We start from the raw sequence: 18,882 nt of genomic DNA on the forward strand, positions 1-18,882 counted from the left end.
GCTTCTGCCTCCGCTTGTGCTGCTGCTTCAGCTTCTGCCTCTGCTTGCGCCGCTTCTTCTGCTTCTGCCTCCGCTTGTGCTGCTGCTTCAGCTTCCGCTTCTTCTTCTGCTTGCGCTGCTTCTATATTTTCACTTGCTTGATTATTTTCATTCAATTCATCTTCATTAGCTGATTTATTATCAGGTACTTGTACAACTGGTGCACCTTTTTGTTCAACATTTGATTTCTTTATAGTTAACATTTGATCAATAAAAATAAGATCTGATTCAAGATTATTCCATTCTTTCAAATCAGTAACCGTTACACCTAGTTTATATCCGATACTAGATAATGTATCGCCCTTTTTTACTTTGTATTGTTCGTTAAGAATTAATTTTTGATTTGGATGAATAAGAGATGACTTTAAATTATTTAAATCAAATAATTTGTCAACAGTCGTTCTATGTTCTTTTGCTATATTCCACAAGTTATCGCCATTTTGAACCTGATATTCCGCTGCTGAAACATTTGAAAGACAAGAGCCGCCTAAAACGACACCCGTAGCAACTGTAGCTACTAATTTTTTCATTATGTAGTCCCCCTATAAATATTCGACAAATTCAATAATAGCACATTTTACCAAACAATAAGTTACAAAAATATTAATAGTTTATTACAAACGATATCGAAATAAGTAATAATTTAATGTTAACATCCTAAACCTTGCCATTTTATTGCGTCATTCTTTTACCTTAATTCTATTTTTCTACTTTCAATCTGATTTAAATCATTCTCCAGCTGATTCACACAAATTACTCCCCGTCTTTTTCCAAAGCATTCAATACACCTACCTTTTACATTTCTTGTTATGCCACCTCCTCCAAAAAGAGTGATATTTCCTCTTTCTATCAAAACCAAACGTCATTTTACAGGTTTTTTTACGGATGGTTCTCTATGATAAATTCCTTTTCCGGTTAAAATAAATTACCAGTTTGTTTTCCTGTTACTTCTAGCATTTCAAAATTTTAAGTAAGATAGGACAAGATGGATTATCACAATATAATACAAAGATAATTCTCTATTTTGTGATGTAAACGCATTCATTTATTATTTAGCAATTGTTATGATTTTAATCAAAGGAGGCGGCATTGTGTTAGGAGAAAGAGAAGAGATTATTTTTAACGCATTGATTAATGACACATGTATTACAAGCTCAGAGCTCGCAGATAAATATAATCTTTCTCGCCGACAGCTGGGCTACACCTTTCAAAAAATAAATACGTGGTTAAAAGATAGCCGTTTACCCGAAATTGAACGAACCAAGAAAGGTCAATTTATTATTGATCAATCTATTTTAACTGCAACCGTGAAGCAAGACGCTGTTGCAGACTCCAAATTCCAGGATGGAATCATGTCAGAGCAGGATCGGGTAAAATTTCTTACCATGGCTATATTAGGGCGAACAGAAACAATTTCATTAAACGGGTTAACGAACCTGTTAGACGTCAGCAAGAACACTATTCTAAATGATATGAAGCATGCGCAGAAGCTGTTGAATGCTTACCAATTGGAAATCCAGCATACAAGAAAAGACGGATATCAGATTACAGGAAACGAATTTCAGGCCCGTAAAATGATGATAGGACTCGCAAATGAATTAATCCTGCATGATGACAACAAGAGTAAACTGCAGGAAGTTCTGATGCTTGAGGATGAGCTGCTTGCACAGTTCGAGCGCCGTTTAGAGCGGGTTGAACAAAAGCTTACCATTCAGTTCACTGATGAAATTATGATGACACTTCCAGCTATTTTTGTCTTAATCCTGAGAAGAATTCAAAAAGGATATTCGATTAAGCCTTTATTTATCCGCTATGATGAACTCTCCAATACAAAGGAGTATCAAGCAACGGAAGAAATACTATATGACAAAAATCTGCCGACACCTGAACGCATCTTTATTACGCTCAATTTGTTAACCGGAAGCGTCCACCGAAATTCATGGATGGCCGAGGATTACATTCCTGACCTGGTACCAGCCATTGATAAAATGGTCCGGCTCTTTGAAAAGAATGCCTGCATCAATTTTCACGATCGAAAACAGTTGATTGATAAGCTTCTGCAGCATTTAACACCAGCATATTATCGGATCAAATATCAGCTGACAGATTCCATTCTTTTTGAAGATAACGATAATGAAGAATTCGAACAGATCCGCCATTTGGTCCATTTAGCAATTACACCGCTTGAAGAAGTGATAGAAAGCAAGATTCCCGAAAATGAAATCACTTATATTGTTATGTTGATTAGCGGCTGGATGCATAAACAGGGAGAAAGCATGGCTCAGAAAATAAAAGCACTGGTCGTATGCCCGCGGGGAATTTCCGTTTCCCGTTTAATGTTCCAGCAGCTTCGTGAGTTGTTTCCTGAATTCGTATTTCTGGATTGGCTGTCTGTCAGAGAGTTTTTACATTACGAGCTGGATTACGATATTGTTTTCTCGCCTGTTTCATTAGAAACAGATAAAAAATTATTTATCTGTAAACCCATTCTGCGTACGGAAGACAAACAGCGTATTCGTAAACAGGTCATGCTAGAGGTGTATGATTACATCCCGAATGAAATCAATGTAGATGATTTGATGGCTAAAATTCAGCTGTATGCAAATATTTCCGATAAAAAGAGTCTGCGGAAGGAACTCTATGCTTTTATCCACAGGGATAAAAATGCTTCCGTTACAAAACAAGACGCTGCAGCAGAAGAAAAGGATTTACATGATTTTCTGACAGTGGATCATATTACGCTGAGAGAATCTGTCGCTTCTTTTGATGAGGCCATTCGGTTATGCGGAGCTCCATTGCTTACAAATGGATACATTACGCCGCATTATATTGATGCAGCCATCCAGCATTCGAAAGAAGATTCGTATATTGCGATTGGCGAACACGTGGCTATTCCACATGCTACACCGGAGGAAGGTGTCAAAAAAGTTGGCATGAGCCTGTTAAAAATTCGTAACGGCGTGCCGTACGGGGAAGAAAATCATCAGATTCACTTGATGATTATGATTGCTGCAGCAGACAAAAAACAGCATATTCATGCACTGATGCAGCTGATGAAGATTGCTTCCTCGCCCAGTCTGTTACCTAAACTGACGCAAGCGAGTTCCAAAGAATATATTCACAAGTTGATTCAAGATTATATCATTGATCAATAGTTAAGGCAGGAGTGTTATTTCATGAGTGAATTACGTTTTGATAAAGAAGTTATTTTAATGCATTTAGAGGCAGCTGATTATACAGAAGTTCTTCAGCAAATGGGAGAAAATTTAGCAAAACATCAGTATGTCAAAGACAGCTTTATTCCAGCAATTGTAGAAAGAGAGAAAGAATTTGCAACGGGATTACCGACAGCTGGAGTATCTGTGGCTATTCCGCATACAGATGCTGTTCATGTTAATCATAAAACCATCAGTATAGCTACCTTAAAAAAACCAGTAGATTTTGTCATTATGGGAGAAGAATCGGAGACCACTCCTGTTCAAATCGTATTTATGCTGGCAATGGATGAGCCTCATTCACAATTGAAGCTTCTGCAGGATTTAATGAAGATTTTTCAAGAGGAGAACTTTCTCAATCAATTACTTCAGACAGATAATGCATCAGAAATGCAGAAACAACTGGCTGACAAGCTGGACCTGCCAAACTTTAAAGGAGGTGAGAAGCTATGAAACAAGTACTTGTAGCTTGCGGAGCAGGAATTGCTACATCCACTGTAGTGAATAATGCGATTGAAGAATTAGCAAAAGAAAATGGCGTAAAAATAGATTTAAAACAAATCCGGATTGCAGAAGTAAGCACCTATGAAGATACAGCAGATCTATTGGTTACTACTGCAATGACAAAGAAGGAATATTCCTTCCCTGTTATCAACGCCCGTACGTTCCTGACAGGAATTGGTGTAGAAGATACAAAGAAACAGATTTTAGAAGAATTATTAAAATAATATCTTGCTGCTCTGTTCTTGTTAAGGGATAGAGCAGCATCCTAACCCATAGGAGGGAAAACTAATGCAAGGATTTGTTGATTTTATACAAGCATTTCTAGGCTTGGGAGCTACTGTCATTTTGCCCGTTGTCATCTTTTTACTTGGACTTTTATTCGGCCAAAAGCCTGGAAAAGCTTTTCGTTCTGGGCTGACGATTGGTGTTGCATTTGTAGGTATTTTCCTTGTCATCGACTTATTGACCTTAAACCTCGGCCCTGCAGCACAAGGAATGGTAGACAGACTCGGCGTCAGCTTAAATACCATTGATATTGGCTGGCCGGCTACTTCATCTATTGCATGGGCATCGACGATTGCTGCTTTTATTATTCCTTTAGGATTAGTTGTAAACGTCGTCATGCTATTAACAAAAACAACGAAAACGATGAACGTTGATATTTGGAACTTCTGGCATTATACCTTTATGGGCGCGATTGTTTATACCGTATCCGGCAGTATCGTGCAAGGACTGATTGCGGCAACTTTATTCCAAATTGTCTGTTTAAAAATAGCAGACTGGACGCAGCCGATGGTACGTGATTTTTATGAAATGCCAGGCGTCTCCGTGGCGACAGGAAGTACGATTTCGTATGCGCCTTTTATTTTTGTGGTTAAAGGAATTCAAAAAATTCCTGGTCTCAATAAACTTCATGCCGATCCAGACTCCATCCAAAAACGTTTTGGGGTATTTGGGGATTCCATGGTTATCGGTTTGATTCTTGGTGCTGCGATTGGCGCTTTAGCCGGCTACGGTGTCGGTGAAATTATCAATATCGGGATTTCGATGGCTGCCGTTATGGTACTGATGCCGCGAATGGTAAAAATCCTGATGGAAGGATTAATGCCTGTATCCGAATCAGCACGTGCATGGCTCAATAAACATTTCGGCGACCGTGAAATCAATATCGGTCTGGACGCTGCTGTTCTTCTGGGACATCCGTCAGTTATTGCTACGGCTTTGATTTTAACGCCAGTCACTGTTTTGATTGCTGTTATTTTACCAGGTAATGCCGTGCTTCCTTTTGGAGACTTGGCAACCATTCCATTTGTTATAGCTTTTGTTGTCGGAGCTTCTAAAGGAAATATTATTCACTCTGTTATCGTCGGCTCGTTCATGATAGCGGTTTCTCTCTATGTAGCAACGGATATCGCTCCATTGTTCACGGATATGGCAATGAGTGCAGACATTAATCTTCCGGAAGGTTCTGCACAGGTGTCCAGCATTGACCAGGGAGGTAATATCGTTAACTGGGTAATCTGGAGATTCTTTGACTTATTTAATTAATAAAAAGATTGATTCGTATCAGTAGTTACTTTTGATATGGAACTAGCAGAAAATAATGGTATTACGAAATATTATCCAGGTATCTTCATTCTTTCATGAAACGAGATTCTATCATCTTTTTTCTGCTTTTCTATATAGTTGATTTGAAAATATATAATACGAGGAGAATAGATCATGAAAGCTCTTGTAAAAACAGAACTGGGACATGGGAATTTACACATGCAAGATGTAGAGGAACCTGTTGTATCCAGTCATCATGTGAAAATCAAAGTAGCTTGGGCAGGTATCTGCGGATCCGATATCCATACCTACGAAGGACATTATAAAGTCGCGGCTCCAGTTACCTTAGGACATGAATTTTCTGGAGAAATAGCAGAGATTGGAGATGGCGTTACCAAGTTTAAAGTAGGAGATCGCGTGACATCAGAAACTACCTTCTATATCTGCAGAGAATGTAAGTATTGCCAATCAGGAGACTACAATTTATGCAATCACCGTAAAGGATTGGGAAGCCAAATAAATGGCGGCTTTGCTAAGTATCTTATCGCGCGTGAAGAAAGCCTTCACCACCTGCCAAAAGAAGTGGATGACCAGTCTGCTGCAATGACAGAGCCTTTGGCGTGCACATATCACGCTATCCAAAAAACAGAAATTCGCGAGGGTGATTTAGTCATTGTTCTCGGGCCGGGTCCAATAGGCTTACTCGCAGCTCAAGTAGCCAAAAGCAATGGTGCATCCGTTTTAATTGCCGGCCTGACAAATGATCAGATTCGTCTGGATAAAGCAAACGAAATTGGCATCGATTATGTCATTAACCTTCAAAAAGAAAACCTGAAAAACAAAGTAAATGAACTGACAGATGGGTACGGTGCAGATGTGCTTTTAGAGTGCTCCGGATCGATTCACGCTGCCAATCAAGGTCTTGATTTATTAAGAAAAAAAGGACACTATGCGCAAATTGGTATTTTCCCGGAAGCTCAGGTTTCCCTTGATATGGAAAAAGTCATTCAAAAGGAAATAAAGGTAGTCGGAAGCAGAAGTCAAAAGCCTGCTGACTGGGAACCCTCCATCCAATTAATGAAAGAAGGCAAAGTAGATGCAAAAAGCCTCGTAACACATGAATATTCTATCAATCAGTGGGATGAAGCTTACCAGGCAATAAAAAGCGGGAAAGCCATAAAAGTCATGCTCACCCCTCTGGATGATTAAAGTGTCTGAAATATAAATCGAAATGAGGTTTTAATATGGTTGATATGTTTTTAGATTTTATGCTCGGTCCAATGCGCGGCATCAGTCAATTTTATTTTGAATACCAGGTTATCTTCAATTCCATTGTCGTTGGTATTGCTGCCTATTTCTTAGTAAAAAGAAGTAAGAAATCAAATCAATCGCATTAGAGAGGAGTTCTGACTTGAAAGCTCTAAATTTATACGATACAGAGGATTTACGTTATGAAGAAGATACACCTATTCCTCAAATTATTCGTGAAGAGGACATTCTTATTCAGGTACAATCCGCCGGCATATGCGGTTCAGATTTATCCCGCTACAAAAAGCTTGGTCCTTATGTTCCAGGAACCACTTTTGGCCATGAATTTTCAGGAGTGGTAGCTGCTATGGGCAGTGCGGTAACACAATGGAAAGAAGGCGACCGCATAGCTGCTTGCCCGACCTTTGCCTGCGGGAATTGCATCTACTGCAGACAAGGATTTCCAACCCGCTGTACAGACCTGACGGTTATTGGCGCAAAACAGCCGGGAGCTTATGCCGAATACGTGGTCTTGCCTGCATCTCACGCGCTGCCGCTCCCGGATGAAATTGATTTTGACACTGCCTCCCTGCTGGAACCATCTTCTGTCGTGCTGCACGGTTTTTACCGTACCTCTATCCAACCAGGTGCAGCAGTAGCAATCATGGGCGTTGGCAGTATTGGGCTTCTTTCCGTGCAGTGGGCAAAAATTTTTGGATCGGCAACCATTTTCGCCATTGATATGGATGAAAACAAACTAAAAATCGCTAAACAGCTGGGCGCTGATATTCTGATTAACCCGCTGAAAGAAGATACAGAAACGGTTATAAAAAAACATACCGCTTCCTCTGGTGTTGACCTGGCCATAGAATCAGCAGGTTCTCCCCTGACAAGCGAGCAGGTGCTAGCACTCCCTAAAAAAGGTGGAGAGGTTTTATACTTAGGTATTCCCTATGGCGATATTACCCTCCACCGCTATTATTTTGAAAAGATCGTCCGAAATGAATTGCAGATTTTAGGTGCCTGGAATGCATTATCTGCACCTTTTCCAGGGAAGGAATGGACTACGGGACTCTATTATATGAAAACAGGACAGCTAGATGTAAAGCCGATGATTTCTCATCATCTTCCGCTGGAGAAAGGTCCTGAGATTTTCCAACAGCTTATTCATAAAGAAATAGACGCTGCGAAAGTTCTTTTTCATCCTTAGACTGTGAAATTTAAAAAAAGAAGCCGGAAACAGAGCTCCGACTTCTTTTTTGCTGCTAATCAAGCTGTACACAGTTCTTTCTTTCATTTACCTGCATGATGGCATATTACCGATTCTCCTTAATAAATATACTCCCTAACGGCAATATCAAAATACGATTATACAGCTTTTGATAAAAAGAAATATCATAAGCCTCTGTCCCACCTAAATTATCCATCATTCGAAATGGGACAAAAAACGTATTTACCTTCATATCCGGATTCACAGCCAGCCCATTTCTTTCATAAAAGCGGATTCGCCGAAGCCTCGTTGCCTGGTCCTTCTCATCCTTCGCAGCGTCCGGATCCTCCACCTCCAGTAAAATACCATCAGGAAACAACGCATTTAACTGACGAATGAGTTCACTGCCAAGGCCTTTTGATTGATATTTTGGAAGAATAGCCAGATATGCAATAAAAACACCTTTAAACCCAGGCGCCTTCTGATAAATAGCATAGCCATATTTTTCCTGCCCATCCGTAAGATAGACAGCTTCCCAAATGCTCTTTTTGAAATTATGCCGTATCACAAAACGGGGAAATAACTCCCCCCGGCCAAATTCCTGTTCTAAATAATTATAAAGAACCTTTATATTGATATTCGTTACATTCATTTTTTCTAAATAGTATTTCGTCGATTGCATGATAATCCTCCAGTTTCTATTTCAAGCATTACTTAGATTTTTTGCGCTTCTTTTGTCATTCGCTGTAAAAACCTTTTTCTGCTCTTTTCTTTTGTATATCTTAAAAAAGACATGGTATGTACTGTTGTTGGTGTAATGCCGCACATTTTAAGCACTTGCTTCTTTAACACTTTTCCATAATCTTGCTGTACGAGATTCGCATAAATTGCCGGTGTATCGTGCGTCGTAATAATCCATGCTGTTTTATTTTTCAACAGACCGATTGGTACAATACCTTTATATTCATATGCAAATCCTTTTGCAAAAACACGGTCGATAAATCCCTTTAAAATAGCTGGCATTCCGCCCCACCAGATTGGAAAAATGAAAATAAGATGCGTGGCCCATGACACTATTTCTCCATATCCTTTTACTTCTTCATCGAACTGTAAATTTCTTCTTTTATGTGTATCATCAAAGTATAAAACCGGATTATACTTATCTTTATATAAATCAATAACCTTCACATGATGCTTTGATGAAATATTCTTTTCTACGGTTGAAAAAATAGCGGAATTAAATCCGTTATCATTTGGATATGCATAAATAATTACAATATTTTTTGCTGTAGAACGTTTATTTTGAACCATGTTATCCGCCTCTTCTTACATACTTTTATGAACATCTGTTTATTAATGTATACATGTATTATATAATCGCATTAATAAAGGAACAATATTCAATTTCTGTTCATCTGTAAATAAATAAACAGTTTCTCAAATAGTGTTTAGAAAGGATGAAAAAGATGGCAGACCGACGTACGAAAAAAACACAAAAAGCAATTAAAAATACCTTTTTAACGCTCCTGGAAGAAAAAGAATTAACGAAAATAACCGTTTCAGAAGTTTCCAATTTAGCGGATATAGGACGGGGAACCTTTTATTTACATTACCAAGATATATTCGACCTTTACAACCAGTTAGAAAATGAATTATTACATCAGCTTTTGCAGTGGATTGATGAACTATACGGCGGCAGTCAGTCTATTACGCTAACAGAATTTATGGAAAAAGTAGCAGAAGCTATTCTTCAAAACCAGAAGATTTTTAAACTATTTATGAATGAGCAAAGAAGCAGCCTGCTGCTGTCAAAAGTAAAAGAAAAAATTACAGAAAAAGAACTGGAAGACAGAAAGCGGCATGGCGTCCTTCAAAATGCTGATTTCGAAAAGTATAATGTTTCCTTTCAAGTTTCCGGTACGATAGAAGTATTAAATGAATGGATAAAAACTGGAATGCATCAAAGTCCGAAAGAAATATCAGAAACGATCTCGCGCATTATTTGTGATGCGGACGATATTGCCAGAACAGTCACAAAGATAAAATCTACTTCGCATACATAAGAATGTAAAAGAAATGGAGCTGCATACAGATACAGGAGTGTACAGCTCCATTTCTTTTCTTCATTTATTAATTACCAGGAAATGTTTGTTTCCCCTTCATTCACTTCAGACTGCTCAATAAACACAGGTTGTTTTTCAATGCCCTTCACCTGCTACGTATGAGACACAACCATCTCCGCATTTCCTTTTAAAGAAAATGCTTTTACCGTATGAGGAATAACAAAATGATCTCCTTTTTCAATAGCAAAGGATGTATCATCTATCGAAATCGAAGCTTCCCCTTTGATCACACTCACCTGCAGAAAATCTTTATCTCTTTCCATCATGGCGTCTCCTTGTAAATCCCAATGATAGACCGTAAAATAAGCTTCCTCAACAAGTTTTTGGACTGTCAAATCCTCTATTGCTTCCTGAAGTGTTCCCACACTCGGATCTTCATGAGGTACATTGGTTACTTCAGCAGCCTGTTCGAGATGTAATTCCCTTGGCTCCCCGCTGGTATCCGTGCGGTCATAGTCATAGACACGATACGTAATATCCGAGCTTTGCTGTGTTTCTAAAATGACAATTCCTGCACCAATGGCATGAATGGTTCCGCTTGGCACATAGACAAAATCTCCTGCAGTTACAGGTACGCTTTTCAACAGCGTATCCCATTCACCGTTTTCCATTGCTTGCTTCAGCTCTTCCCGGCTGTCGGCATGATGGCCCAAGATTAATTCTGCTCCTTCTTCCGCATCCAGTACGTACCAGCATTCTGTTTTTCCATAAGGAACGCCCTCTTGTTTCTGGGCATAGATATCATCCGGATGAACTTGAACAGAAAGATTTTCATTCGCATCCAGGATTTTAACTAAAATCGGGTACGTCTCTCCTGCAGCCTTTGCTCTATTAAATAATTCCTTATGGTTTTCCCACGCATCTTGAAGTGTCCTGCCCTCGAGCGGTCCATTTTTGATTTGGCATGGTCCGTTCGGATGAGCGGAAATAACCCACGCTTCGCCCGTACGTTCATAAGGCGTCGAATAACCGAATTCTGTTTGAAGCTTCGTTCCTCCCCAAATTCTTTCCTGCAAAACCGGTTCTAAAAAAAGTGGTTCATTATACATACAGATCCTCCTCAGAAAAATCTTGCTTCCCCTAAAATTTCTTATTGTTACCTGTTGCTCTATTCTTTTAAATGAAGCCTGCTTCCTTTAGTATAGCTTCTTTTATTGAACTTCCTCAAGCAGTTTCCCTATTCCTTCGCTTTGCACTTCTCTTGTTGCATATTGTAGCGATATCACTTTCCGGGGAAATGAACTGCTGCCAGGTTATTTCGATTTTTCGATGAAACCTCTCTCTTCATCGCTGCATTCCAACAGTATTGCCGTTTTGTCATCAGCATACTTAAACCGCGGATACCTTTGCAGATAGATATCGCTTTCTTCTTGCTGTACAACATATTTCAACAACCGTTCAATGCCATACTCCATCGCATACATTGCCGTATCTCTCCAAACATCGCCATCCACTCCATAGAGCTGCATCCCATCTGTAAGCAGCAGAACCTTTTCCACCTGTTGAAGCGGAATTCTTCCATAACTTAAAAAATCCATCGCTTCCGCTGTACCATCCATAATGCTGTAACCCTGAACTGTATTTAACTTCCTTCGATTCGCTGCCAATGCAGGAATAATCTGTTCTTTCTCCTCTTGATAGACCTTTTGAAAAGCTTCTCCACTGACATCTGCGCCGATTCTCTCGGAAATAGCTTCATATAAATCAGAGATTACCTTTTCATCCAGTCGCATAACATGATCATAGGAAAGCGCCTGTATTCCGCCATCCTGATACTTTACAAAAATCATGCAATCCCCGGACTGTGCATACTCCATATACGTTTCATGTATTTGTATTGCTGCAATCCCGCAGGTGCTGCGTTTTTCTTTTGAAATGGCATTGATTTCCTGACCCAGCTCCTGTTTTGTCCTCTCCGCCAAATCTCTATTTCCTTGATGAATCAAGTCGATGAACGAAGCACCAGTATTCGTGTTATCTAAGCGATGCTGCATGGTTTCTGCTGCTATTTTCCCTGGCAAGCCTCCTACTCCAGTTGCCCCGTCAATCACTGCAAACAGCTTTCTTCCCAAATTTTCTACATAGGCATCTTCATTTGTCGGAGCACTGCCTTGCTTATGTACTTTTGATATGTGAATCATTCTATTCCTGCTTTCTTTGTTGATCAGATTTTAAATCAAATGAATAACCCTTTCCTTAGTTTAACATGCGAAAAACGTCTCCATGCATAAAAAACTATCACCCGTCCATCAGATGATAGTTTTCTGCTTTCTTATTTTGCTCTTGATTTTGTAATGATTTTCCCGTCCGTGCCTACTCTCCGGATAAACAGCGCCAGAATAAATGCTAAACCGATAATCAACAAGGAGATAAAGAACGAGAAGTTAATGCCGTGAAGCATTGCCTCATTCATTATTTCTGTCTGCATCTGCTCTGCTGCTGCACCAGTCGGCATTTGTGACGGATCTATATTTTTCATTGCTTCCTCAGCAAGCGATTCTGCCTCACTGTTCGTCCGGCTGTTCATCACCGTAATCAGCAAGGCCGATCCGATAGCTCCAGATACCTGCTGCAGCGTATTGTTCATCGCCGTGCCGTGCGGGTTTTGATGCATCGGCAATTGGTTTAGCCCATTTGTCATAACAGGCATCATTACCATCGACATTCCAAAGGAACGAAGCGCAAAAATGACCATAAGCGATGTGATCGTAATCTCTAAATCCAACTGTGTAAAGAAGTACGTTGTCACACCTGTAATCGTAAGCCCGACAAGCGTTAATGTACGGGCACCGAATTTATCGAATAAACGTCCGGTAATCGGCGACATAATCCCCATCACAAGCGCGCCAGGAAGCATGAGCAGCCCTGCTTCAAATGGTGTAAATCCGCGGACAGTCTGCACATATAACGGAATTAAAATCATTCCTGAAAATAATGCCATTGCCAATACAACAGAAATGGCTGAAGATAAGGCAAACATCGGGTAACGGAAAATACGGAACTCAAGCATTGGATCTTCCATACGTAATTGACGAAGAATCAGTGCGACAATACTAATTACACCAACAATCAATGTCATATAGACAGCCGGATGACTCCATCCCATCTCTGAATCTCCTGCTGAACTAAATCCATACAATAAACCGCCAAATCCTAAGCTGGACAAAATAATTGATAGAACATCCAGCTTGATACCACGCTGGGGCGTAATATTTTTCAGCTTGAATACGCCGATTAATAAGGAAATCACAGCAATTGGGAAGACCACATAAAATAGCGTTCTCCAATCAAAGTGCTCCACAATCCATCCAGATAATGTTGGCCCAATCGCCGGCGCCACAATCATTACCAGACCGAAAGTTCCCATTGCCGTACCGCGCTTTTCAATTGGAAAAGCAGTCAGCATGACATTCATAAGCAATGGCATCATTACTGCTGATCCTGCTGCTTGAATCAACCTTGCCAGTAAAAGAATGGAAAAGGTCGGTGAAATAGCCGCTATTAATGTACCTAATGTAAACAATGTCATTGCGGTTAAAAATAACTTTCTATTTGTAAAACGCTGAATCAAAAACGCACTTGCCGGAATAAGAATTCCGTTCACAAGCATATATCCATTCGTCAGCCATTGAACCGTAGTCGGACTTACTTCAAATTCTGTCATTATTGAAGGCAGTGCTACGTTTAATAATGTTTCATTTAAAATAGCTACAAACGCCCCGATAAATAAAATAGCAATCATCCCGTAAGGCGGTTGTTTATGCATTTCTTTTATGTCTGTCATTATATACCCTCACTTTCTCTCCATAGGAAAAATCATGTTTCCTTCTGTCTGTTATGTTAAAATTTTTGTTGCACTGAAATACGTTTCTATGCTGCGTAGTGCTTTTCTGACATACAAATAACGGCATTAAGAAGAGGGTTAAAAAACATTTATTTGTTGTTTCAAAGCAGCCTCTCACTTAAGACTTAACTATTTTATACCTGTAGTCCAATAAATGCAACATAAATCTTTCAATGATTTTAAAATGTTGATATATCAAGGGATGTAGACTATCATAAATATTGTACACCTATTCTATTTTCGCAAAATTTTATATAAAGGGACGGTTACATGAACAAGAAAAAGAAACAAATTATTGAAGCTGCACAAACGCTTTTTATTAAGAAAGGGTTTTCTGCGACTCCAATCCAGGATATTTTAGAAGCAGCCAATGTATCAAAAGGAACATTCTATAATTATTTTTCTTCCAAAACGGAATGCTTAATGGCCATTTTGTCATTTATCAAGGAGGAAGTTATCCACGACCGCCATCAGCTTGCTCTTGGAAAATCCTCCTCAGACAAAGAGGTTTTTGTTAAACAGATTGCTGCCCGTTTTCATATTGATAAAAAACATAACCTGATGGCCTTGTTCGCTTCTTTGGCCAGTTCAGATACAGCACATCAAGAATTAAAAGAATTCCTAAACCAGCAATACCTGGAGGAAGTCACGTGGATGGCTGAACGGATTTGTGACGTGTTCGGTGCTAAGAAACAAAAACACGCCTATGACGATGCGGTTACCTGCTTTGGCACCATCCATTTAACCTCTAAAATATTAATGGATATCAACAAAACAGAAATTCCGATAGAAGAAACGGTTTATTTTGCTCTCGGGCAGATTGAACGAGCAAACTTACATCCGCCCTTTTTACAGGCTGACTATTTTCTCCCCTACCATCAGATAAAGGATGCTGGAGAGCAAGACAGCAAAGTGGAATTACAGCAAATATTAACAGCGTTAAACTGCAGAGTAGACAAGCTGAAAAATGATAAACTGACATATTATCATCACTTTTTACTAGAACAGCTCAAATTAGAGAATCCCAATTTATTTTTGATGGAAAGCGTCATGAATTCCTATCAGAACGCCTTATTGCATACCGAATTAGAGGATAAGGGAAAATATATTCAAATACTGTTTACGCAATTCATGGAGGAGAAAAGGGAAAATAGCTAACAATCGTTTTCCTTTCCAGAGTTAGAAAAGGTTTATTTTCCCAAAATAAAGAAAAAATCGCATACATTTTGATGTTGCAGCTAATTTACAAAACCTTTGTGAATGTTATAGACTATAAGTTAGAGTTTGAGATAATTTACCCATATTTAAGAAAGGTGGTGAAAACGTGAAAAAGATATACACTTTGCTTTCTATTTCCCTGCTATTCTTTTTGATTGCTTGTTCTCAGGAAGCAAGTGAAGATGAGGTTGTTGAAAATGTACTAAGTTCCCATCGTGATGTGAATCAATACGCAGCTGACTTTACAATTGATACATCTGACCTTACCAGAACGACAAGCTATAACATAGAAGTTCAAGTGACAGAGGACCCTGCAGCACTGCATCAGATTTCTACAGCGGAAGCGGATGGAGAAGAAACCTCCATCGAAACGTATCGTGCCGGCGAGGAAATTTATACACAGGAAGCAGATAATCCTTGGGTAGTGAGAGAAGCGGAAGAAAATGAACCTTTATTCAGCCCATCCTACAGAGAGGTTGTTTCTGTCCTGGAAGCTGTCATTGATTATGCTGAATTTGATTCGGAAGGCGGAACCTACACCTTTCATTATGATGGCTTTGAACGGGATATTTATGAAGCATTTGAAGGCCCATTCAATATTCTGTTAGGCGGTTCGGATATTGCTGATGAGGACATGACTTTAGATTACACCTTTGAAGTAAACAAGAAGGATTTCTATATTGAGAATTTAGAATACAACCTCTCCGTTGAAAATGAAACCGGCAATGTAGATATAAATATTCTTGTAAACTATGATGATGTAAATAATGTTGATGACATTGAAATACCTGATGAAGCGGTTGAAGAAGCATCTTAACCAGATGCAGTTGATACCGGTATCAGGTTTCGTTGAAATAGATGTGCAATAGAACCTCTTCGTAATGCGCTAAAGCTTTATGAGGGGTTCTTTTTATGCAGGCAAATTCTAGATTGGCCTCTTAGAAGCACACAAATTAGACAGGTCCAGTAATTTTTCTGATTGCATAGAAATAATTATAAAATTCATTTTTAAAAAATAATAGTTATTAATTTTTGAAAAATAAAAACATTTTATGTTTATTTATTATTTTGAATATGGTAAACTATTTTTATGAGATACATAATATGTTAAAAATATAAACATAAGGAGGGTTGTCATGGCACCTATTTATGAAATAACCGGGAAAACCATGGCAATATTGCCAGGAACAACATCCAAATCCGCATCAAAAGTCCTTGAATCAAATAATGAACATATGCTTACTTTCAAAGAAAAACCCTTTGAAATCATTGAGCAGAACTGCATAAAAAATCTGTCTTCTTATGCTGGAAGAAGAGCTTCTGTTCTTCATTACACAAGTTATACACAAAAAACCCCTGTCCCCGTCAGCGTTGCCCGGGGAATTATTGTATTTCCGACGCAGGGGCTTTCCAATAAAAAGTGTGTATGGATTTTTTACCAGCATGTTTCCAAAATCATAAAAAAAAGCGATGGAAGTGATATCATATTCAAAGATGGTACAACGTTATTTTTAAAAATCTCTAAAAAGCAATTAAATAATCAACTTTCGCGCTGCAAGCGGCTAAATGGAATCATTGAAAACATCGAAGAAAATGGGGTGCCGCCTTCAGAGGATCCATCTGAAGCATTAGGCAGGATTCTTAGTACGCTGATTCAAAAAGAACCTGTTGAGCCTCAGAAGTAAGCGTGACGTTTTTTAACAATCTCACAGCAAGACAATCACTCACAGGAATCATTCTTCTGAGTTTTTCACCTCATAAGTCTGGTTGCTCTTGTTCTGTGTATTGTTTGATATTTTCTAAATCAGAACGTTCACCATAGGAAATTGCTATATCCCGGCCTTCATAACAAGGATATCCTCTCTTGCCTCCTCTACAAAATACCCCCCTCTTTTTTTAAGCTTATTAGTAAACCAACAGAAAAACGCTCCCACCTTCAGGTTAAAGGAAAGAAGCGTTTTTACATTCGTTATAAATAGAATAGCCTTGTCCAACAGATTATTTTTTCTAGCTGAATTAAAACCATTAAAAATGATAAATCACACCATCAATAAGCCTTAACCACACCACCATCTATCAATAATGTCTGTCCGGTAACATACCTATTTCGATAGGAGCCTAAGAAGACGGCCGCATCTGCAAATTCCTCCGGCGTGCCGTATCGGCCGATTGGGATCGACGCCTGGACTTTATTTTTCCAATCCTCTAATGCAACCTGATTCTTTTCCGCATTTTTCTCATCGAGGCTCCGTAACCGGTCCGTATCAATTTTTCCTGGTCCTACGATATTAATTAATATATCATTTGCCGCATAATCCGCTGCCAGCGATTTGCAAAGAGCCTGGACACCGCTTCGAAAAATATTAGACAGCAGCAGCTCGCTGATCGGCTCTTTAATAGAAGTAGAGGCGATGTATAAGATTCTCCCCTGTCCATTCGTCTTCATCAAAGGAATCGCTTCTTTCATCGCCCGGACAGCACTCATCAAGGTTAACTCAAAGGCATCATACCAGTCCGTTTCCTCACTGGATTCAAAATCAATAACCGGCGGTCCTCCTGCATTGCTTACCAATACATCAAGCACGCCAAACTGTTCCTTCACAAAAGCAAATAAACGGGCGATATCTTCCTTTTTCGAAACATCTGTAACAAACGGAATTACTTCGCTGCCCGTCTGATTGGAAAGCTCAGCTGCTGTTTTTTTCAGAGTATCTTCATTTCTGCCGGTAATTATAACAGAAGCCCCTTCTTCCGCATACCTATTGGCAATTTCTCTGCCAATGCCTCTGCTGGATGCTAAAACAAGTACTTTTTTGTTTGTTAGTTTTAAATCCATTGAATATCGCTCCCTTTCATTGTTATTCATCATAATATCATATATGGTGCAAGTTATAGAAGGCTGACGCAGGTATTCATTAAATGGGCAAAAGCCCAGTTCTTATGTGAAATTAGCTTTGTCTGAAAAGCAAAAATATGTAAAGGGAATCCAATTAATTGACAGCTCCCTTAGGTTCCGAGGTGCTTGACCAAATCAATGAAAAGTATTCCACACTGACCGATTCCTTATGGAAAAATTTTTCCGATGAAGAATTACATGAGCTGCATGGATATTATAAAAAAATGGTAGATAATCTAAAAGAATACAGAATAGATAAGGAGAAATGATGTATGTCTGAAGCAGAACAAATTGCAGTTATCACTGGTGCTGGAAGCGGGATGGGACGCGCCTCCAGCCTTAAATTGGCTGAGCAGGGCATGAAATTAGTCTTAGTTGACTTCAATGAGCAAACCGGAGAAGAAACACTCCGCCTGGTGAAGGAACAAGGAGAAGAAGGCATTTTTGTCAAAGCGGATGTTTCCAAAAGTGAAGACGTGCAGAATTATGTACAAGAAGCCGTTAAAGCCTATGGCCGCATTGATGTCTTCTTCAACAATGCCGGTGTCATCCAAAAGCCTTATTTATTGGCGGATATCCCGGATGAAGAATACGATCGCGTCGTTTCCATCAACTTTAAAGGGGTATTCCTGGGAATGAAATATGTATTAAAAATCATGGAAGAACAAGGTTCCGGTGTAATTATCAATACATCGTCAAGCTCAGGACTGCGCGTGGAACACAGCTTAGCAGTCTATTCTGCCAGCAAGCATGCCGTGGTCGGCTTGACAAAATCAGCTGCAAAAGAATATGCCGATAAAGGAATCCGCATCAATGCAATCTGTCCTGGCGGTGTGGAAACAAACTTGGTATCCGGCTTCCAAAAAACATGGGAAGAAACCGGAAACACACCGAAAATTGACTTTCCGATTATAGGACGCATGTCCGAACCAGATGAGATTGCTGATGTGGTTGCCTTTCTGGCTTCCCCAGGCGCCAGCTATATGACTGGATCTATCCTTGCCGTTGACGGGGGGTTGACTTTATAAAAGGATCAT

General features: G+C 39.4%; 20 protein-coding genes. 13 read left to right on the top strand and 7 right to left on the bottom strand.

Annotated elements, in window-relative coordinates; all coding sequences use genetic code 11:
• A partial coding sequence (locus ACW0TQ_RS18755; protein ID WP_455725910.1) for a LysM peptidoglycan-binding domain-containing protein occupies nucleotides 1-569 on the bottom strand: 569 nt, incomplete at its 3' end.
• Between the two features lie 561 nt (nucleotides 570-1,130).
• Here ACW0TQ_RS18755 and ACW0TQ_RS18760 point away from each other — a divergent pair.
• From ACW0TQ_RS18760 to ACW0TQ_RS18790, 7 genes are all read left to right on the top strand, one after another.
• Nucleotides 1,131-3,194, top strand: coding sequence for a BglG family transcription antiterminator (locus ACW0TQ_RS18760; RefSeq protein WP_256705050.1), 2,064 nt, complete (start codon nucleotides 1,131-1,133; stop codon nucleotides 3,192-3,194).
• A 21-nt stretch (nucleotides 3,195-3,215) separates the two neighbouring features.
• Nucleotides 3,216-3,707 (top strand): PTS sugar transporter subunit IIA, encoded by a 492-nt coding sequence (locus ACW0TQ_RS18765; RefSeq protein ID WP_256705051.1) that lies wholly within the window; start codon nucleotides 3,216-3,218, stop codon nucleotides 3,705-3,707.
• On the top strand, nucleotides 3,704-3,982 hold the full coding sequence (locus ACW0TQ_RS18770) for a PTS sugar transporter subunit IIB (RefSeq protein ID WP_256705052.1): 279 nt from the start codon (nucleotides 3,704-3,706) through the stop codon (nucleotides 3,980-3,982). The genes ACW0TQ_RS18765 and ACW0TQ_RS18770 overlap by 4 nt, the downstream gene beginning before the upstream one ends.
• Before the next feature lie 64 nt (nucleotides 3,983-4,046).
• Nucleotides 4,047-5,306 carry a PTS galactitol transporter subunit IIC gene (locus tag ACW0TQ_RS18775; protein ID WP_193065475.1) on the top strand — a complete coding sequence of 420 codons (1,260 nt, stop codon included), beginning with the start codon at nucleotides 4,047-4,049 and terminating at the stop codon, nucleotides 5,304-5,306.
• A 174-nt stretch (nucleotides 5,307-5,480) separates the two neighbouring features.
• On the top strand, nucleotides 5,481-6,515 hold the full coding sequence (locus ACW0TQ_RS18780; protein WP_256705053.1) for a zinc-binding dehydrogenase: 1,035 nt from the start codon (nucleotides 5,481-5,483) through the stop codon (nucleotides 6,513-6,515).
• A 35-nt stretch (nucleotides 6,516-6,550) separates the two neighbouring features.
• Nucleotides 6,551-6,703 (top strand): hypothetical protein, encoded by a 153-nt coding sequence (locus tag ACW0TQ_RS18785; RefSeq protein ID WP_175296999.1) that lies wholly within the window; start codon nucleotides 6,551-6,553, stop codon nucleotides 6,701-6,703.
• A 14-nt stretch (nucleotides 6,704-6,717) separates the two neighbouring features.
• Nucleotides 6,718-7,764 (top strand): galactitol-1-phosphate 5-dehydrogenase, encoded by a 1,047-nt coding sequence (locus ACW0TQ_RS18790; protein WP_455725911.1) that lies wholly within the window; start codon nucleotides 6,718-6,720, stop codon nucleotides 7,762-7,764.
• Nucleotides 7,765-7,870: 106 nt separating this feature from the next.
• Here the strand turns inward: ACW0TQ_RS18790 and ACW0TQ_RS18795 are convergent, their stop codons facing one another.
• Together ACW0TQ_RS18795 and ACW0TQ_RS18800 are read right to left on the bottom strand one after the other, a co-directional pair.
• Nucleotides 7,871-8,446 carry a GNAT family N-acetyltransferase gene (locus ACW0TQ_RS18795; RefSeq protein ID WP_455725912.1) on the bottom strand — a complete coding sequence of 192 codons (576 nt, stop codon included), beginning with the start codon at nucleotides 8,444-8,446 and terminating at the stop codon, nucleotides 7,871-7,873.
• A gap of 32 nt (nucleotides 8,447-8,478) precedes the next feature.
• Nucleotides 8,479-9,075, bottom strand: coding sequence for an NAD(P)H-dependent oxidoreductase (locus ACW0TQ_RS18800; protein ID WP_256705056.1), 597 nt, complete (start codon nucleotides 9,073-9,075; stop codon nucleotides 8,479-8,481).
• Between the two features lie 155 nt (nucleotides 9,076-9,230).
• On the opposite strand from ACW0TQ_RS18800, the gene ACW0TQ_RS18805 reads away from it, so the two are divergent.
• Entirely contained in the window at nucleotides 9,231-9,827 is a 597-nt protein-coding gene (locus ACW0TQ_RS18805; protein WP_256705057.1) for a TetR/AcrR family transcriptional regulator, read from the top strand.
• A gap of 152 nt (nucleotides 9,828-9,979) precedes the next feature.
• Here the strand turns inward: ACW0TQ_RS18805 and manA are convergent, their stop codons facing one another.
• The 3 genes from manA to ACW0TQ_RS18820 form a co-directional block, all read right to left on the bottom strand.
• Complete coding sequence (gene manA / locus ACW0TQ_RS18810; RefSeq protein WP_341173257.1) at nucleotides 9,980-10,936, bottom strand: mannose-6-phosphate isomerase, class I; 957 nt, start codon at nucleotides 10,934-10,936, stop codon at nucleotides 9,980-9,982.
• Nucleotides 10,937-11,140: 204 nt separating this feature from the next.
• Nucleotides 11,141-12,028 (bottom strand): protein phosphatase 2C domain-containing protein, encoded by an 888-nt coding sequence (locus ACW0TQ_RS18815; RefSeq protein WP_341173258.1) that lies wholly within the window; start codon nucleotides 12,026-12,028, stop codon nucleotides 11,141-11,143.
• Nucleotides 12,029-12,159: 131 nt separating this feature from the next.
• The gene (locus ACW0TQ_RS18820; protein ID WP_332094492.1) at nucleotides 12,160-13,671 is read right to left on the bottom strand and encodes a DHA2 family efflux MFS transporter permease subunit; all 1,512 of its coding nucleotides are present in this window, start codon (nucleotides 13,669-13,671) and stop codon (nucleotides 12,160-12,162) included.
• A 330-nt stretch (nucleotides 13,672-14,001) separates the two neighbouring features.
• Here ACW0TQ_RS18820 and ACW0TQ_RS18825 point away from each other — a divergent pair, with 330 nt between their 5' ends.
• From ACW0TQ_RS18825 to ACW0TQ_RS18835, 3 genes are all read left to right on the top strand, one after another.
• Complete coding sequence (locus ACW0TQ_RS18825; protein ID WP_341173259.1) at nucleotides 14,002-14,889, top strand: TetR/AcrR family transcriptional regulator; 888 nt, start codon at nucleotides 14,002-14,004, stop codon at nucleotides 14,887-14,889.
• 166 nt (nucleotides 14,890-15,055) lie between these two features.
• Nucleotides 15,056-15,766, top strand: coding sequence for a DUF6612 family protein (locus ACW0TQ_RS18830; protein ID WP_332094494.1), 711 nt, complete (start codon nucleotides 15,056-15,058; stop codon nucleotides 15,764-15,766).
• Between the two features lie 319 nt (nucleotides 15,767-16,085).
• Nucleotides 16,086-16,634 (top strand): competence protein ComK, encoded by a 549-nt coding sequence (locus tag ACW0TQ_RS18835; protein WP_212928907.1) that lies wholly within the window; start codon nucleotides 16,086-16,088, stop codon nucleotides 16,632-16,634.
• Nucleotides 16,635-16,996: 362 nt separating this feature from the next.
• On the opposite strand, the gene ACW0TQ_RS18840 is transcribed toward ACW0TQ_RS18835, so the two are convergent.
• Nucleotides 16,997-17,785 (bottom strand): SDR family oxidoreductase, encoded by a 789-nt coding sequence (locus tag ACW0TQ_RS18840; protein ID WP_341173260.1) that lies wholly within the window; start codon nucleotides 17,783-17,785, stop codon nucleotides 16,997-16,999.
• Between the two features lie 158 nt (nucleotides 17,786-17,943).
• Here ACW0TQ_RS18840 and ACW0TQ_RS18845 point away from each other — a divergent pair, with 158 nt between their 5' ends.
• Nucleotides 17,944-18,114 carry a hypothetical protein gene (locus tag ACW0TQ_RS18845; RefSeq protein ID WP_212928909.1) on the top strand — a complete coding sequence of 57 codons (171 nt, stop codon included), beginning with the start codon at nucleotides 17,944-17,946 and terminating at the stop codon, nucleotides 18,112-18,114.
• A 3-nt stretch (nucleotides 18,115-18,117) separates the two neighbouring features.
• A complete protein-coding gene (locus tag ACW0TQ_RS18850) occupies nucleotides 18,118-18,873 on the top strand; it encodes an SDR family NAD(P)-dependent oxidoreductase (RefSeq protein WP_341173261.1) in 756 nt (251 codons plus the stop codon).
• Nucleotides 18,874-18,882 lie beyond the last annotated feature (9 nt).

It is taken from the genome of Oceanobacillus sp. M60, from assembly GCF_053839645.1.

Bases quoted from the DNA above. Each gene is read 5' to 3' on its own strand.
- ACW0TQ_RS18765 (WP_256705051.1), top strand. From the start codon at position 3,216: ATGAGTGAATTACGTTTTGATAAAGAAGTTATTTTAATGCATTTAGAG.
- ACW0TQ_RS18770 (WP_256705052.1), top strand. From the start codon at position 3,704: ATGAAACAAGTACTTGTAGCTTGCGGAGCAGGAATTGCTACATCCACT.
- ACW0TQ_RS18775 (WP_193065475.1), top strand. From the start codon at position 4,047: ATGCAAGGATTTGTTGATTTTATACAAGCATTTCTAGGCTTGGGAGCT.
- ACW0TQ_RS18780 (WP_256705053.1), top strand. From the start codon at position 5,481: ATGAAAGCTCTTGTAAAAACAGAACTGGGACATGGGAATTTACACATG.
- ACW0TQ_RS18785 (WP_175296999.1), top strand. From the start codon at position 6,551: ATGGTTGATATGTTTTTAGATTTTATGCTCGGTCCAATGCGCGGCATC.
- ACW0TQ_RS18795 (WP_455725912.1), bottom strand. From the start codon at position 8,446: ATGCAATCGACGAAATACTATTTAGAAAAAATGAATGTAACGAATATC.
- ACW0TQ_RS18800 (WP_256705056.1), bottom strand. From the start codon at position 9,075: ATGGTTCAAAATAAACGTTCTACAGCAAAAAATATTGTAATTATTTAT.
- ACW0TQ_RS18805 (WP_256705057.1), top strand. From the start codon at position 9,231: ATGGCAGACCGACGTACGAAAAAAACACAAAAAGCAATTAAAAATACC.
- manA (WP_341173257.1), bottom strand. From the start codon at position 10,936: ATGTATAATGAACCACTTTTTTTAGAACCGGTTTTGCAGGAAAGAATT.
- ACW0TQ_RS18815 (WP_341173258.1), bottom strand. From the start codon at position 12,028: ATGATTCACATATCAAAAGTACATAAGCAAGGCAGTGCTCCGACAAAT.
- ACW0TQ_RS18820 (WP_332094492.1), bottom strand. From the start codon at position 13,671: ATGACAGACATAAAAGAAATGCATAAACAACCGCCTTACGGGATGATT.
- ACW0TQ_RS18825 (WP_341173259.1), top strand. From the start codon at position 14,002: ATGAACAAGAAAAAGAAACAAATTATTGAAGCTGCACAAACGCTTTTT.
- ACW0TQ_RS18835 (WP_212928907.1), top strand. From the start codon at position 16,086: ATGGCACCTATTTATGAAATAACCGGGAAAACCATGGCAATATTGCCA.
- ACW0TQ_RS18840 (WP_341173260.1), bottom strand. From the start codon at position 17,785: ATGGATTTAAAACTAACAAACAAAAAAGTACTTGTTTTAGCATCCAGC.
- ACW0TQ_RS18850 (WP_341173261.1), top strand. From the start codon at position 18,118: ATGTCTGAAGCAGAACAAATTGCAGTTATCACTGGTGCTGGAAGCGGG.